This window comes from Nonomuraea antimicrobica, assembly GCF_039536965.1.
Lineage (GTDB): Bacteria > Actinomycetota > Actinomycetes > Streptosporangiales > Streptosporangiaceae > Nonomuraea > Nonomuraea antimicrobica.
In genome coordinates this window covers 1-13633 of record NZ_BAAAZP010000121.1, presented here as the reverse complement: position 1 = coordinate 13633, position 13633 = coordinate 1, and the positions used below count along the sequence as shown (strand labels likewise).

Below are 13633 nucleotides of genomic sequence, written 5' to 3'. Positions count from 1 at the left end.
TGAACTCATGAGAGCGCACGCTAGCACGGTTCGGTGAATGAACTAACATGGGGTCCATGGCGCTCGGCAAGAACTACGACGGCCAGGACTGTGCGCTGGCCAGTGCCCTGGAGGTGATCGGCGAGCGCTGGACGCTGCTCGTCATCCGCGACGCCATGTACGGCGTGCGCCGCTTCGGCGACTTCCAGGCCCACCTCGACATCCCGAAGGCGGTGTTGTCCCAGCGGCTGTCCGCGCTGGTCGCGGCGGGCATCCTCGAACGGCGCCGCTACCAGGAGTCCCCGCCCCGCGACGAGTACGTGCTCACCTCCGTCGGGCGCGAGCTGTGGCTCCCCGTGCTGGCGCTGGCCCAGTGGGGCGAGCGGCACCTGTCCGACCGCGGGGCCCGGCGCCAGTTCCACCACCTGGCCTGTGGCAGCCGCCTCGGCCGGGGCGCGGTCTGCCCGGCCTGCCGCACGGACGTCCCTCTCGACGAGGTCGAGGTGCGCCCGGGGCCGGGCCTGCGTGGCGACACACGGCAGGACCAGGTGAGTCTCGCCCTTCGGACGCCGCGCCGGATGCTGGCCCCGATAACTGACAAAATGGGGTAAAACCCCGAGGGGAGATCACATGGGCTGGGCAGAGATCGGGTCGGAGGCGGAGCTGCGCGAGCTGCTCGGCGAGGTCGCGCCGCGGGCGGCCGCCAAGGAGCGGGCCCGCCTGCACGAGCGTGACCTGGAGTGGCTGGCGGCCTCCCCCTTCTGCCTGATCGCGACCTCCGACGACGCGGGCAACTGTGACGTCTCGCCGAAGGGCGACCCGGCCGGTTTCGTGCACGTCATCGACGACGCCACGATCGCGATCCCGGACCGCCCGGGCAACCGCAGGGCGGACGGGTTCCGCAACATCCTGAAGAATCCGCACGTGGGGTTGATCTTCCTGATCCCCGGCCGCAACGAGACGCTGCGCGTCAACGGCCGCGCCCGGCTCGTGCGCGAGGCCCCGTTCTTCGACGAGCTGATCGTCAAGGGGCACCGCCCGCACCTCGCCCTCGTGGTCGAGATCGAGCAGATCTTCTTCCACTGCGCCAAGGCGTTCCTGCGCTCCGCGCTGTGGAAGCCGGAGCAGTGGGGTCCCGACCGGCTGCCGTCGCACGCCAGGCTGGTCAAGGACGTGCAGAAGGTCGACGAGACGCTCGAAGAGCTGGAGAGCTACTACGGGGCGTCGTACGCCAAGCGCCTCTACGGCTGACGATCCGGGGCCCTTGTCCGGGGCGGCGGGCTCAGGCGGCGGGAGTGGGGCCGCCGGGGAAGCGGATGACGTTGCGCCCGGAGTATGCGCGCAGGTCGACCACTTTGGAGTCGGTGGCCGGCTTGTTCCGGCGGTCGGCCACGCAGATGTCGCGCACCTTGTGCCGGGCGACGGGTGGCGGCACCGCCACTAGCCTCTTCATCGTGAGCCCCCCGTGATATTCCTGTTACCTATGTTATCTACAGATACCCCCGTAAGTTCGGTGTAAGGAGCAACTCAATAGGGAAGTCGTCGGCCCGACGGGGAACGCAGATCCAGCTCCACGACCGGCCGGATGCGCCGCTTGGCCGCCGATTTCGTGACTCTGAGGCGTTTCATGCTCTTCCCCCTTCCGGGCGCGTCCCTTTCTCCTGCTCGCGACGTGCCTCGCGGATCGCCCGGCACCGGCGTGGCGGGACGGTCCGGGCGTGGCGGCGGCTCGGCGGAAGAGCCGGAGAAAGGTCCGTCTCGGGGACGGGGACGGATGATGTGGGCTGTGCCTGTCGGAACCCCTCCTCCCCCGGGTTCCTACCCCTGATCGGCCCGCGCAGTTATCCCGCCGATCAACGATCTCGCCGACCGGCCCGCGCGGTGGTCCCGTCGGTCAGCCCGCGCAGTTGTTCCACGACGTGCGTCCGCCCCACGCCTCGACGCGGCCGCTGGGGTCGCGGGTCCAGCCCGCGTACTTCACGCACTTCCACGCGCCGTCGATGTGGCCGGTCTCGGCGTAGTAGCGGTACTTCCGCGCGTCCTTGCTCTGCCCGCCGCCCTTCACCTCGATGGAGGCGCCGGTGAGCGTACGGGTGCCGGTGTAGGCGGTCTTGATCGCGGCCACGCAGTTCTTGCCGGTGCGCTTGTTGTACAACAGGTACACGCGCCCGAACACGGCTCCCTCGCGGGTCTTCATCGCCCGGTGGCCGTCGTCGACCCGGTGGAAGCCCTTGCCGCAGACCCGTTCTGGGGTGTACGCGGCCGAGGTGGCGTACGCGGCGGAGGGGACGGCGGCGATCCCGGCGGCAGCCAGGGCGGCCGCGATGATCGTACGGAAGAGCACGAGGGTTCCTTCTGCAGGGAATGAGGTAAGAACGATCTTTACTAAGATTTGACCGAAATTTCAAGGGGTGTAGGTAGATGCCGCTGATCGCGGTGTGTGCGGCGTGGGCCGTGTTCTGGGGGTCGTGGTCGGCCCTGCTGCCCGCCGTCAAGCTGGAGCTGGGCATCTCGTCCGCGGATCTGGGGCTGGCGCTGAGCGCCGTGCCGGTGGGGGCGCTGCCCGCGATGGCGCTGACCGGGCGGCTGGCCCGAGGGCGCGAACGCGCCGCGCTGGCCGTGACCGTGGTCCTCTTCGCGGGCGGGGTGGCCGCCATCGTGCCGGTGTCCAACGGGTGGCAGCTCGCGCTGGCGCTGCTGGTGGTGGGCGCCACCAGCGGCGCTCTGGACATCGCCCTGAACCTGGCCACCGGCCGCGCGGAACGCGAGACGGGGCGCCGGCTCTTCCAGCAGGTGCACGCCGCCTTCCCGGTCACGGTCATCGCGGCGGCCCCGCTCACCGGCCTGGCCCGCTCGTACGGCCTCGACGTCGGCACCGTACTCGTGATCATCGCGCTGATCGTGGTCGCTACGGCGCTGACCCTGCCGGCGCTGCGCCTGGGGAGCGGGCGGTCCGAGCCTCCCGTCTCCGAGGGGCGGCGGCTGTGGGGCGCCGCGGTCGTCCTGGGCGTGCTGGCGGCCTGCGCGCTGGTCGTCGAGAACTCGGTCGAGCAGTGGTCGGTCCTGCTGCTGGAGGAGCACCGGGGCGCGACGCCGCTGCTCGCCAGCCTCGCCCCGTCGGCGTACATGGCGGCGCTGACGGCGGGGCGGCTGGTGGTGCAGGCGCTGCCCCGCACCCCGCTCAGGGCGCTCTACCTGGTGGCCGGGGTCGGTGGCGGGGCCGGGATCGCGCTGGCCGGGCTGGGCGGGGGAGCGCTGGTGTCGCTGGCGGGGTTCGCGCTCACGGGTCTGGCGCTCGGGCCGCTGCTGCCCGCCGTGCTGAGCCGGGCGGCGGCCGACGACCCCAGCGGGACGATGGTGTGGGGGGTGTCGACGATCTCGTACACGGGGTTCGTGGTGAGCCCGCTGCTCGTGGCGGGGCTGAGCGGGTGGCTCGGCCTGCCCGTCGCCCTGGCCGCGCTGGGGCTGCTGGGCCTGCCGCTGGTGGCCCGCTTTGTGGTGGAACGGGCAAGATAGGGGGAATATGGGGGGTCATTGGGGAAAGGAGGCCATGGAACGGGGTATCCCTCCGGCGGACGACTTGTAAGGGGGATCACCATGGCTGTCTGCGAGACCTGTGGCAACGAGTACGACATGGCGTTCGAGGTGCACGCGCAGGGGTCGGTGCACACGTTCGACTGCTTCCAGTGCGCGATCGAGGCGATGGCGCCCATCTGCGAGCACTGCGGCACCAAGGTCATCGGGCACGGCGTGCAGTCGGGCGAGCACTGGTACTGCTGCGCCCACTGCGCCCGCGAAGAGGGCACCGAGGGCCTCGTCGACCGCGTGATGGCCGGCACCACCACCTGACCGGCCATCCCGCCAGAAGCCTCTGTGGCCGGGGTCGTCAACCCCCGGCTGCCCAGTTCTTCATGCCCTGCTTCGGTAACCCGTTCAGTTCGTGAAGCCGATGTTCTCGTAGTGCAGGTCGTAGAACCCGCGCGCTCCCACGTTCGCCAGCGTCTGCCGCACGGCCACCATCTGCGGCCGCTGGTACAGCGGGAGCACGTTCACCTCCTGCCAGATCAGCTTGTCAGCCTCGTTCGTCGCCGCGCGGGCCCGCACCGGGTCGAGGCTCTGCGCGGCCCGGTTCATGGACTCGTCGATGGCCGCCGACCCGGTACGCCCGAAGTTCGCGTTCCAGGTGCGGCCGTCGGCCGCGTTCGCGTAGATCCCGTAACTGCTGGAGACCGGGAACGGCGTGCCGATGTAGGCGAACGGCGTGATGTCGAAGTTGCCGGGGATCACGTATTTGGTGAAGAAGTCGTCGCTGGGTACGGCCTTGATGGTGAGCTTGACCCCGATCTGGGCGAGCATGCTCTGCGCCAGCTCGCCCTCCGACTTGCTGATCTGCACCCCCGACGGCACCACGAACCGCAGGTCGAGCGGCTTGCCGTTCTTGTGGCGGACGGCCCCGTTCAGCTTCCAGCCGGCCGCGTCGAGCAGTTGCCTCGCCCGGGCGGGGGCGTACCCGCCGAGGTCGCCGGCGTTGTCCTGGTAGCCCTCCTGCGTGTTCATGAAGAAGTGGTTGTTGAGCAGCGCGATCGGCCAGTCGAGCCCTTGCAGGTCCGACTGGGCGATGGCCTGGCGGTTGATGCCGAGTTGGACGGCCTGCCGTACGGTGCGGTCCTTGAGCAGGTCGCTGGAGCCGTTGAAGGTGAAGTGCCGGAAGTCGGGCCCGGCCGCCTGCCGCACCTGCGCTCCCGAGGTGGCCCTGGCCCGCGCGTAGTCGGGCGCGGACGGCCCCACGTCGATGAGGTCGAGTTCGCCGTTGCTGAACGCGCTGATCAGCGAGTCCTGCTCCGACGCGCGGTAGATGATCCGGTCGAGCTTCGCGCGCTCGCCCCACCACGCGTCGTCGCGCAGCAACGTGATCGTCTTGGCCGTCTGGTCGAACCCGCCGAACTTGAACGGCCCGGACGTCACCGGGATCTTGTTCAGCCACGCGTTGTTGAACGCCTCGGAGCTGCGGTTGGTGGCGGCCGGCAGCAGCGGCCCGAACAGCGCCTGCCAGTCACCGAACGGCTTGGCGAACGTCACCACCACCTCGTGGTCGTCCTTGCCCCTGGCCACCTTCTCGATGTCCTGGTAGCCGGTGGAGGAGGCGATGCGGAAGGCGGGGTCGCGCCCGTTGAGCGCGTGCCACTGGGCCTGGTAGTCGGCCCACGTGATCGGCTTGCCGTCGGACCACCTGGCCTTCGGGTTCAGCGTGTACGTCACCACCTGCTTGGGCCGCTGATCGGTCACCTCGGCGTCCACCACGTAGTTGGGGTCGACCGAGATCTCGGCCTTCTCGTTGGAGGTGAACGGCGAGGGCAGCAGCGCGTTGCTGATCACGGCGGCCATCGCCAGGTTGCCGTCGACGTGGTTCCTGTTCCACTGGGCGGGGAACTCGTTGATGCCCCAGCGCAGCGTCCCGCCGTCCTTGACCTTCTCTCGCGGCTGCGGGTTGATGTCGAAGGCCCTGATCGTACGCTCGTCCCCGGCGCTCTCCTGGCCCCCCGGGCCGCCTCCCCGGCCCCCTCCGCAGCCCGCCAGCAGCAGCGAGCCCGTCACGGCGACGGCCACGGCCACACGTGATGCTTTCATCGAGCGATTTCCTCCTGGATCGAGCGAGGTCTAGACGACTTCGCGCCTGTCTGCGTAGTGGCAGGCCGCACCCTGGTCGTCGCCCAGTGCCCGCACCTCGGGCTCGACGGCGACGCAGAGCCTGCGTTCGTCGTCGGTCAGCTCGGCGCGGAACTTCGGGCACCTGGTGCGGAATCTGCAGCCCGTCGGAGGGTTGGCCGGGCTGGGCAGGTCACCTTCGAGCAGGATCCGCTCACGGGAACGCTCGCGTGCCGGGTCGGGCAGCGGGATCGCCGAGAGCAGGGCCTGCGTGTACGGATGGCCGGGAGCGTTGTAGACGGTGTCCACCTGGCCGATCTCGGCGATCCTGCCGAGATACATCACCGCCACCCGGTCGGCGATGTGCCGCACCACGGCCAGGTCGTGCGCCACGAACAGGTAGGACAGCCCGAGCCTCGTGCGCAGCGAGTCGAGCAGGTTGATCACCCCGGCCTGGATCGACACGTCGAGCGCCGAGACGGGCTCGTCGAGCACCAGCAGCCGGGGCTCCAGCGCCAGCGCACGGGCGATGCCGATGCGCTGCCGCTGCCCGCCGGAGAAGTCCTGTGGATAGCGGGCGGCGTGGGACGGGTCGAGGCCGACCAGCGCGAGCAGCTCGCCGATCCGCCGCCGGGGGTCGCCCCCGCCGTGCGTGCGCAGGGGCTCGGCCAGGATGTCGTGCACGGGCATGCGCGGGTCGAGCGAGGCCAGCGGGTCCTGGAAGACCACCTGCATGTCGCGCCGGATCTCCCTGCGCTCCGACCTGGTCAGCCGGGCGGTGTCGTGCCCGAGCACGACGATGCCGCCCTCCTGGGGCGCGGCCAGTTCGAGGATCTCCGTGAGCGTGGTCGTCTTGCCGCTGCCCGACTCGCCGACCAGGCCCAGCGTCTCGCCCTGCCGCAGGTCGAAGCTGACCCCGGCGACCGCGTGCACCGTGCCCACCCTGCGCTTGAACACCGCGCCCTTGAACAGCGGGTAGTCCTTGACGAGGTTGCGCACGTCGAGCACGGTGCGCTCGCCGCGGACCCGCAGGTGCACCCCCTCCCCGGGGGCCGCGTGGCGGCCCGGGGGCCGCGGGCCCACCTCCTGCCAGCGGATGCAGGCCGCCCCGTGCTCCTCGCCCACCTCGAACAGCGGCGGCTCGCTCTCCTCGCACGCGTCGATCCGCATCGGGCAGCGCGGCGCGAACGGGCACCCGGGCGGCAGCGCCGCGGGCGAGGGCGGGTTGCCGTCGATGGGCACCAGCGGCTGCCGGCCGTCGCGGTCGACCCGCGGGATCGAGCCGAGCAGGCCCACCGTGTACGGCATCCGCATCCGGTAGTAGATGTCGTCCACCGGGCCCACCTCGACGGGCCGGCCGGCGTACATGACCAGGACGCGGTCGGCGAACCCGGCCACCACCCCCAGATCGTGCGTGATCATGATGATGGCCGCGCCGGTCTTGGCCTGCGCCCGTTTGAGCACCTCCAGCACCTGGGCCTGGACGGTGACGTCGAGCGCCGTGGTCGGCTCGTCGCAGATGATCACGTCGGGGTCGTTGGCGATGGCCATCGCGATCACCACGCGCTGCCGCATGCCGCCGGAGAACTCGTGCGGAAAGGCCAGCGCCCGCTCGGACGGATGCGGGATGCCGACGAGGTCGAGCAGCTCGACGGCCTTGATCAGGGCGGTCTCCTTGCTGACCCGCTGGTGCACGCGTACGGCCTCGGCGATCTGGTCGCCCACCCGGTAGACCGGGGTGAGCGCCGAGAGCGGGTCCTGGAAGACCATCGACATGGACCTGCCGCGGAAGGAGTTGAGTGCGCGCTCGGGGGCGCCGATCAGCTCTCTGCCGTGCAGGCGTACCGAGCCGGTGACCCGCGCGCCGGGCGGCAGCAGGCCCATCACGGCCGCCGAGGTGACCGACTTGCCCGAGCCCGACTCGCCCACGATGCCGAGCACCTCGCCCGGGCTCACGGAGTAGCTCACCCCCCGCACGGCGCGTACGTCGCCGAACGACACGTTGAGGTCGCTGACCTCCAGCACCGGGCTCATCGCGCCCCCCTGGCCGAGGACGGGTCGAACGCGTCGCGCAGCGCGTCGCCGACCAGGTTGACCGCCAGCACCGTGACCACCAGCAGGCCCGCCACGAACCAGAACGTCCACGGCGCGTAGACCGCGGTCTTGGAGCCGTCGGCGATGAGCGTCCCGAACGACACGTCGGGCGGCTGGATGCCGAACCCGAAGTACGACAGCGAGGTCTCGGTGAGGATGGCGCTGCTGACGTTGAGCGTGGCGTCCACGATCAGCAGCGACGACAGGTTGGGGATCACGTGGCGGAAGATGATCCGCACCGGTGGGACGCCCATGTAGCGGGCGGCCTGGACGTATTCGCGCTCCTTCACCGAGATCGCCATCCCGCGCACGATCTTCGAGGTCACCATCCACAGGAACAGCGCCAGCATGACCACGAACAGCGGCCACTGGCCGGGGCCGAACAGCGGCGACAGGATGGCCAGCACGAGGAACGCCGGCAGCACGAGCAGCAGATCGGTCACCCAGCTCAGCACCCGGTCGGTCCACCCCAGGAAATAGCCCGCGAACGCGCCCACGACCGCCGCCAGCGCGGTGGACACCAGCGCCGCCAGCAGCCCCACGACCAGCGACTTCTGCATGCCGCGCAGGGTGACCGCGAAGACGTCGGAGCCGGTCTGGAGCGTTCCGAACCAGTGGCGTGCCGACGGGGGCTGGAGGAACGCGGTGAAGTCCTTGTCGGTGTAGGTCCACGGGCTGAACAGCGGGCCCGCGAAGGCCAGCAGGAACATCAGCGCCAGCACCGCGAACCCGATCCGTCCCTGCGTGGAGCGGAAGAACCGCCCGGCGACCACGCGGGTCCTGGACGGCGCCCTGGTCAGCGCGCCGCCGGTCAGCTCCTCGGCCAGCTCCTCCTCGGACAGCGTCATCAGGCCCGCACCCTCGGATCGAGCGCGGCGTGCAGCAGGTCGGAGGCGAGCGAGGCGCAGAGCACGGCGACGGCGGCCAGCATGGAGATGGCCGCGACGGTGTTGACGTCGTTGCTGAAGATCGAGTTGATGAGCTGCTCGCCCAGCCCGTGCCAGCCGAAGATCTTCTCCGTGAACGTGGCCCCCGTCAGCAGCGCCCCGAACGTGAACGCGAAGTAGGTCGCCACCGGGATCAACGCCGTGCGCAGCGCGTGCCGGACGAGCGCCTGGCGCCTGCTCAGCCCCTTGGCCCTGGCCGTACGGACGAAGTCGGCCCCCAGCACGTCGAGCATCATGTTGCGCTGGTAGCGGCTGAACACCGCGATCAGCCCCATCGAGAGCGAGATCGTCGGCAGGATCAGGTGCTGCAGCCGGTCGACCACGTGGCCCCAGAACCCGGCGGTCAGCCCGTCGCTGTACTCGCCGCTGACCAGCAGCACCTGGCGGCCGAACACGCGCTCGTTGGCCCACGCCGCGATCAGGATCAGCATGTTGGCCAGCACGACCACCGGCACCGCGAGCACCACGAAAGACAGGCCCGTCGAGAGCCGGTCGAGCCAGCCGTACTGCCTGGCCGCCGCGAACGCCCCCGTGAGCACCCCGAGCAGGCTGCCGCAGAACAGCCCCAGCACGACCAGCCGGAACGTGACGCCCATGCGCCGCTCGAGATCGTCGTTGACCGGCGCGCCCGCGACCGTCTTGCCGAAGTCGCCGTGCAGCACCCCGCCCGCCCAGGTGGCGTAGCGCTGCAGCAGGGGCGTCTTGTCGTTGAGGTTGAGCGCGGTGAGCTGGGCGTCGACCACGGCGGGCGGCGGCTTGGGGGTGCGGTCGGCGTAGTTGGAGCGGGGGTCGAGGGCCGTGGCCGCCAGCAGGTAGGCCGAACTGGCGGCCACGACGACGAGCACGGCGTAGTTGAGCAGCCTGCGGGCCAGGAACCCCGCCATCGCTCCCCCTCCTACGCGCACCGCACGTACGACGAGTCAGTGAACGTGGCTCATCGTAGTCATATAGCTACACTATGTGAGGGTGCCGCCGCACGGAACTTGCGAAGAAGGTCAGCGTCCGGAGAGTTCGTCCACGGCCGTACGGACGTCCTCGCTGGTGATCGTGGTCAGATCGGCCGAGCTGGCCGACCCGCCGCGCTGGGCGTGGGCCGCGAGCCGCACGTCGCGCCGCATGGCCGCCCGCTCGAACAGCGACCTGGCGAAGCGGCCGTTGCCCAGCCCGTCGATCAGCCGGTCGTCGCACACCCAGGTGAACACCTCGTCCAGGCGCCGCAGCGCCTCGTCGTCGAACGTGTCGCCCGACTTCTCCGCCAGCAGCACGGCGATCCGCGACAGCTCCTGCGGCGAGTAGCTGGGGAAGGCCACCCGCTGGCTGAACCTGCTGGCCAGGCCCGGGTTGGTGGCCAGGAAGGAGTCCATCTCGCGCTCGTAGCCGGCCAGCACGATGACGAGCCGGTCGCGGTCGTCCTCGGCGCGCTTGAGCAGGGTCTGCACGGCCTCGGCGCCGAACGCGTCGCCGCCCTGGTAGCCGGGGTTGACCAGGCTGTACGCCTCGTCGATGAACAGCACGCCGCCGAGCGCCCGGTCGACCAGCTCGTTGGTCTTGATCGCGGTGGCGCCGAGGTGCTGGCCCACGAGGTCGGCCCGGTGCGCCTCGACCACGTCGGGCCTGGCCAGCAGGCCGAGCGCGGCGAAGATCCGGCCCAGGACGCGCGCGACCGTGGTCTTGCCGGTGCCCGGCGGGCCGGCGAACACGAAGTGCCGCATCTGCTGCGGGGTCGGCAGGCCGCGCTCCTGGCGCATCCTGGCCACCTGGAGCTGGGCGGCGATCGCGTGCACCTGCCGCTTGACCGGGGCCAGCCCGGCCATCTGGTCGAGGTCGGCCAGCGCCTCCTCCAGGGTGGGCGTGGCCACGTAGCCGCGGAAGCGGGCGGTCAGCTCCTCGAACGCCTTGGTCACGTCGGGCGTCGTGGTGGTCACCAGGTCCTGGGTGGTCGGGGTGCCGCCGGCGCCCACCACGCGGACGTCGCGGGCCTGCGCGGCGGCCTCGACCAGGCTGCGCGCGAACCTGGCGTTGCCCAGCTCGTCGACCAGGCCGCGGCGGTGCACGTCGTCGAAGAGGCCGAGCAGGACCCGCCTGGTCTCGGAGCCCATCTGGTCGCCCCTGCGCCGCTGGAGCAGCTCGGTGACGTCGACCAGTTCGGCGGGGGAGTAGCCGGGGAAACGTACGCGGGTGGCGAACCGGCTGGCCAGGCCCGGGTTGCTGGACAGGAACGTGCCCATCTCCTGCTCGTAGCCGGCCAGGATGATGATCAGCCGGTCGCGGTCGTCCTCGGCGCGTTTGAGCAGGGTCTGCACGGCCTCGGCGCCGAACCTGTCGGGCTGGCCGTCGGAGGAGTTCATCAGCGCGTACGCCTCGTCGATGAACAGCACGCCGCCGAGCGCCCGGTCGACCAGCTCGTTGGTCTTGATCGCGGTGGCGCCCAGGAACTCGCCCACCAGGTCGGCCCGCTGCGCCTCGACCACGTAGGGGGTCTCCAGCAGGCCGAACGCGTAGAAGATCTTGGCCAGCGCGCGGGCCACGCTGGTCTTGCCGGTGCCGGGCGGCCCGACGAAGACGAAGTGCCTGGTGGGCCGCTCGGTGGTGTAGCCGGCCTCGGCCCGCAGGCGGGAGGCCTCGATGGAGGCGGCGATGGAGCGTACCTGCTCCTTGACCGGCGCGAGCCCGATCATGCTCTCCAGCTCGCCGAGCGCCTCCTCGACGGAGATCTGCGGCGGCGCGCCCGTCTTGTCGGGCGGCGACTCGGGCCTGCCCTCGCGCGCGCGCACGCGTACCTTCTGCTCTTCCGCGGCGACGCTGGCCGCGCGGGCCCGGCGGGCGAGCACGAACCGGTGGACGAGCACGGCGGCCGCGACGGCGTAGGCGGCCCAGGTCGCGGTGCCGTCGGAGACGGGGGAGAGCGCGGCGGCGAGCACGCCCGCGGGGGCCAGCGATATCAGCGTGCTCACCCACGGCGTCACCCAGCGGATGAGGTGGGCGGCGGCGGCCACGGCCAGGCCCAGCCCGACCATCAGGTGCACGGTGCCGGCCCCTGGGGGGAACAGCCCGGAGAACGCCCACAGCGCCAGCGCGCCCCAGCCCACCACCACCAGCGCGGTGGCGGCGGCCCGCGGGTAGCGCATGGTCAGCGCGACGAACGCGAGCAGCACGAGCACGATGGGAAAGGTCTTGATGAGGTCCCACCCGAGTGCCGCGCCCACGCCCATCGCGGCCACCAGCGTGACCGCGTAGAGCACCCGGCGAACGGCAGGGGGGATCTGGAAATAACGCAGCCGAACCTTCTCGAACAGATCCCGCGTCGCGGCCCGCCCCGCGGCCTGGGCCCTGTCGGACTCACGCATCACGCCTCCCCGGTCCGCCCCCGGTTATACCGCACCGAGGCGACGGTTGGGCGGTCCTGACACGCTAGGTGGAGGTCACGAAAAGGGCTATCTGCCTCCCGAACGTTGGTGCCGCCCGGGGAACTCGCCGACGAGCACCTGCTTGGGTGTGATGCGCAGGACGTCCGCGTCGGCGCTGGCGATGCCGCGTACCTCGACCCAGAATCGTCGTTGCAGCGGGTCGGTGGCGAACACCGCCACCCTGGGGTCGTCCTCGACGGCCTGCCACGCCTCGGTCCCGGCGATCAGGCGCAGCTCGCCGGCGGAGGTGACCGAGGCGACCGCGCCGGCGACCCTGGGCCCGAGCGCGTCGCCGTAGGACAGGACGACGCTGCGCGCGTAGGAGAAGGTCCGGCGCACCTCGGAGGTCAGCGCGACGGACGGCTCGGTCCCCATCGGCAGGTCGCACATGAGCAGGGACGAGCGCCACGGCCCAGGCCCGCCCCGCCACCACGAGCGCAGTCCCCGCACCGCGAACACGATCGCCACCGCGCCGAGCGCGCCCAGCCCGGCCCACCACCCCCACGCCGTGCCGAGCAGCCCGCCCGCCGCGCAGGCCACGGCGGCGGCCACCACCAGCCCGATCGCCACCGCCAGCCACCTGTCACCCGGCCACTGGTCACCCGGCCACCTGTCACCCGGCCGCTGGTCGTCGCGCCGCCGGGCGCGCAGGTAGCCGCGCACCACCGGGTACGGCACGGCCACCGCGGCCACCGCCGCCCGCGGCTCCACCGCCAGCGCCCCGCCCGCCACCGCCAGCAGCACCGACCACGTCCTGCCCAGCACGATCCAGAGCAGCACGCCGGTGTTCCGCCTGGCCGTGCGCTCGCTCTCGCGGGCCGGGAGCGTCTCGGCCAAGGCCCGCAGCGGACGTCCCCGCCACCACCCGGCCAGCGCGCGCACCGCCGCCAGCGCCGGCCAGCCCAGCACCACGATGCCCGCCAGCCCGGCCCACACCGGGTCGAGCGCGGACGGCAGGCCCGGCGCCGTCCCGAGCACCAGCCAGGCGGCGTACGCGGCCACCGACAGCGCCGCCGACACCACTGACACGCCGAGCCAGGGGTCGCGGCCGAGCATCGCCCCCACGTACGCCCACATCCCGACCCGCCGCGCCTGCCGCACGGTGAGCGGGGCCAGCAGCACCAGCACGGCGAGGCCGCTCAGGCGCGCCTGGGCGCCCCAGTCGAGCAGCAGCGCGCTCGCGCCGATCGCGACCGTGGCCACGGCGAGCAGGAGGCGGACCTGGCGGGACCAGACCTCCAGCGCGCGCCTGGCGCGTCCCGTCTCGCGCGGGTCGACGGGCCAGGCCGGGTCGTGGTGGGGGCGGGGCGGGTCCCAGCGCAGCAGGGCCAGGCCCAGGTTGACGCGGGCCTGCGGGTCGCCGGGGTCGACGGCGAGCGCGGCCCGGTAGGAGCGCTCGGCGCGTACGTGCTCGCCGCGCTGCAGCGCGAGATCGCCCAGCAGGACCTGCGGCCCCGGCAGCACGGGCGCGAGCGGCCCGGCCAGAGTGGCGTGCTCGACCGCCTCGCCCCAGCGCCCGGGTACCCGGCGCAGCACCGCCGCCAGGCGCAACCGGGCGGG

Annotated in this window: 12 protein-coding genes; 4 read left to right on the top strand and 8 right to left on the bottom strand. The window is 71.8% G+C overall.

Going from position 1 to position 13633, the window contains the following annotated elements; genetic code table 11:
• Positions 1-56: 56 nt before the first annotated feature.
• Both ABD844_RS33105 and ABD844_RS33100 read left to right on the top strand, forming a co-directional pair.
• On the top strand, positions 57-590 hold the full coding sequence (locus ABD844_RS33105; protein WP_344886742.1) for a winged helix-turn-helix transcriptional regulator: 534 nt from the start codon (positions 57-59) through the stop codon (positions 588-590).
• Positions 591-609: 19 nt separating this feature from the next.
• Entirely contained in the window at positions 610-1230 is a 621-nt protein-coding gene (locus ABD844_RS33100; protein WP_344886740.1) for a pyridoxamine 5'-phosphate oxidase family protein, read from the top strand.
• A 31-nt stretch (positions 1231-1261) separates the two neighbouring features.
• On the opposite strand, the gene ABD844_RS33095 is transcribed toward ABD844_RS33100, so the two are convergent.
• Together ABD844_RS33095 and ABD844_RS33090 are read right to left on the bottom strand one after the other, a co-directional pair.
• Positions 1262-1432 carry a hypothetical protein gene (locus tag ABD844_RS33095; protein ID WP_344886738.1) on the bottom strand — a complete coding sequence of 57 codons (171 nt, stop codon included), beginning with the start codon at positions 1430-1432 and terminating at the stop codon, positions 1262-1264.
• 441 nt (positions 1433-1873) lie between these two features.
• Positions 1874-2323 carry a hypothetical protein gene (locus ABD844_RS33090; RefSeq protein WP_344886736.1) on the bottom strand — a complete coding sequence of 150 codons (450 nt, stop codon included), beginning with the start codon at positions 2321-2323 and terminating at the stop codon, positions 1874-1876.
• Between the two features lie 77 nt (positions 2324-2400).
• On the opposite strand from ABD844_RS33090, the gene ABD844_RS33085 reads away from it, so the two are divergent.
• Positions 2401-3495: an MFS transporter gene (locus ABD844_RS33085; RefSeq protein ID WP_344886734.1), complete on the top strand. Its 1095-nt coding sequence runs from the start codon at positions 2401-2403 to the stop codon at positions 3493-3495.
• Positions 3496-3576: 81 nt separating this feature from the next.
• Complete coding sequence (locus tag ABD844_RS33080) at positions 3577-3828, top strand: hypothetical protein (protein WP_344886732.1); 252 nt, start codon at positions 3577-3579, stop codon at positions 3826-3828.
• An 84-nt stretch (positions 3829-3912) separates the two neighbouring features.
• Here ABD844_RS33080 and ABD844_RS33075 read toward each other — a convergent pair whose 3' ends face one another.
• The 6 genes from ABD844_RS33075 to ABD844_RS33050 form a co-directional block, all read right to left on the bottom strand.
• Positions 3913-5607 (bottom strand): ABC transporter family substrate-binding protein, encoded by a 1695-nt coding sequence (locus ABD844_RS33075; protein ID WP_344886730.1) that lies wholly within the window; start codon positions 5605-5607, stop codon positions 3913-3915.
• 30 nt (positions 5608-5637) lie between these two features.
• Positions 5638-7659: a dipeptide ABC transporter ATP-binding protein gene (locus tag ABD844_RS33070; RefSeq protein ID WP_344886728.1), complete on the bottom strand. Its 2022-nt coding sequence runs from the start codon at positions 7657-7659 to the stop codon at positions 5638-5640.
• A complete protein-coding gene (locus ABD844_RS33065) occupies positions 7656-8567 on the bottom strand; it encodes an ABC transporter permease (protein WP_344886724.1) in 912 nt (303 codons plus the stop codon). Before ABD844_RS33065 ends, ABD844_RS33070 begins: the two co-directional genes overlap by 4 nt.
• Positions 8567-9550, bottom strand: coding sequence for an ABC transporter permease (locus ABD844_RS33060; protein WP_344886722.1), 984 nt, complete (start codon positions 9548-9550; stop codon positions 8567-8569). Before ABD844_RS33060 ends, ABD844_RS33065 begins: the two co-directional genes overlap by 1 nt.
• 111 nt (positions 9551-9661) lie before the next feature.
• A complete protein-coding gene (locus ABD844_RS33055) occupies positions 9662-12013 on the bottom strand; it encodes an AAA family ATPase (protein WP_344886720.1) in 2352 nt (783 codons plus the stop codon).
• A gap of 87 nt (positions 12014-12100) precedes the next feature.
• Positions 12101-13633: hypothetical protein (locus ABD844_RS33050; protein WP_344886717.1), on the bottom strand; the 1533-nt coding region annotated here is incomplete at its 5' end.

Excerpts from the sequence above, each read along its gene's own strand:
- ABD844_RS33060 (WP_344886722.1), bottom strand. The coding sequence starts at position 9,550 with ATGGCGGGGTTCCTGGCCCGCAGGCTGCTCAACTACGCCGTGCTCGTC.
- ABD844_RS33100 (WP_344886740.1), top strand. The coding sequence starts at position 610 with ATGGGCTGGGCAGAGATCGGGTCGGAGGCGGAGCTGCGCGAGCTGCTC.
- ABD844_RS33085 (WP_344886734.1), top strand. The coding sequence starts at position 2,401 with ATGCCGCTGATCGCGGTGTGTGCGGCGTGGGCCGTGTTCTGGGGGTCG.
- ABD844_RS33080 (WP_344886732.1), top strand. The coding sequence starts at position 3,577 with ATGGCTGTCTGCGAGACCTGTGGCAACGAGTACGACATGGCGTTCGAG.
- ABD844_RS33105 (WP_344886742.1), top strand. The coding sequence starts at position 57 with ATGGCGCTCGGCAAGAACTACGACGGCCAGGACTGTGCGCTGGCCAGT.
- ABD844_RS33070 (WP_344886728.1), bottom strand. The coding sequence starts at position 7,659 with ATGAGCCCGGTGCTGGAGGTCAGCGACCTCAACGTGTCGTTCGGCGAC.
- ABD844_RS33095 (WP_344886738.1), bottom strand. The coding sequence starts at position 1,432 with ATGAAGAGGCTAGTGGCGGTGCCGCCACCCGTCGCCCGGCACAAGGTG.
- ABD844_RS33055 (WP_344886720.1), bottom strand. The coding sequence starts at position 12,013 with ATGCGTGAGTCCGACAGGGCCCAGGCCGCGGGGCGGGCCGCGACGCGG.
- ABD844_RS33075 (WP_344886730.1), bottom strand. The coding sequence starts at position 5,607 with ATGAAAGCATCACGTGTGGCCGTGGCCGTCGCCGTGACGGGCTCGCTG.
- ABD844_RS33065 (WP_344886724.1), bottom strand. The coding sequence starts at position 8,567 with ATGACGCTGTCCGAGGAGGAGCTGGCCGAGGAGCTGACCGGCGGCGCG.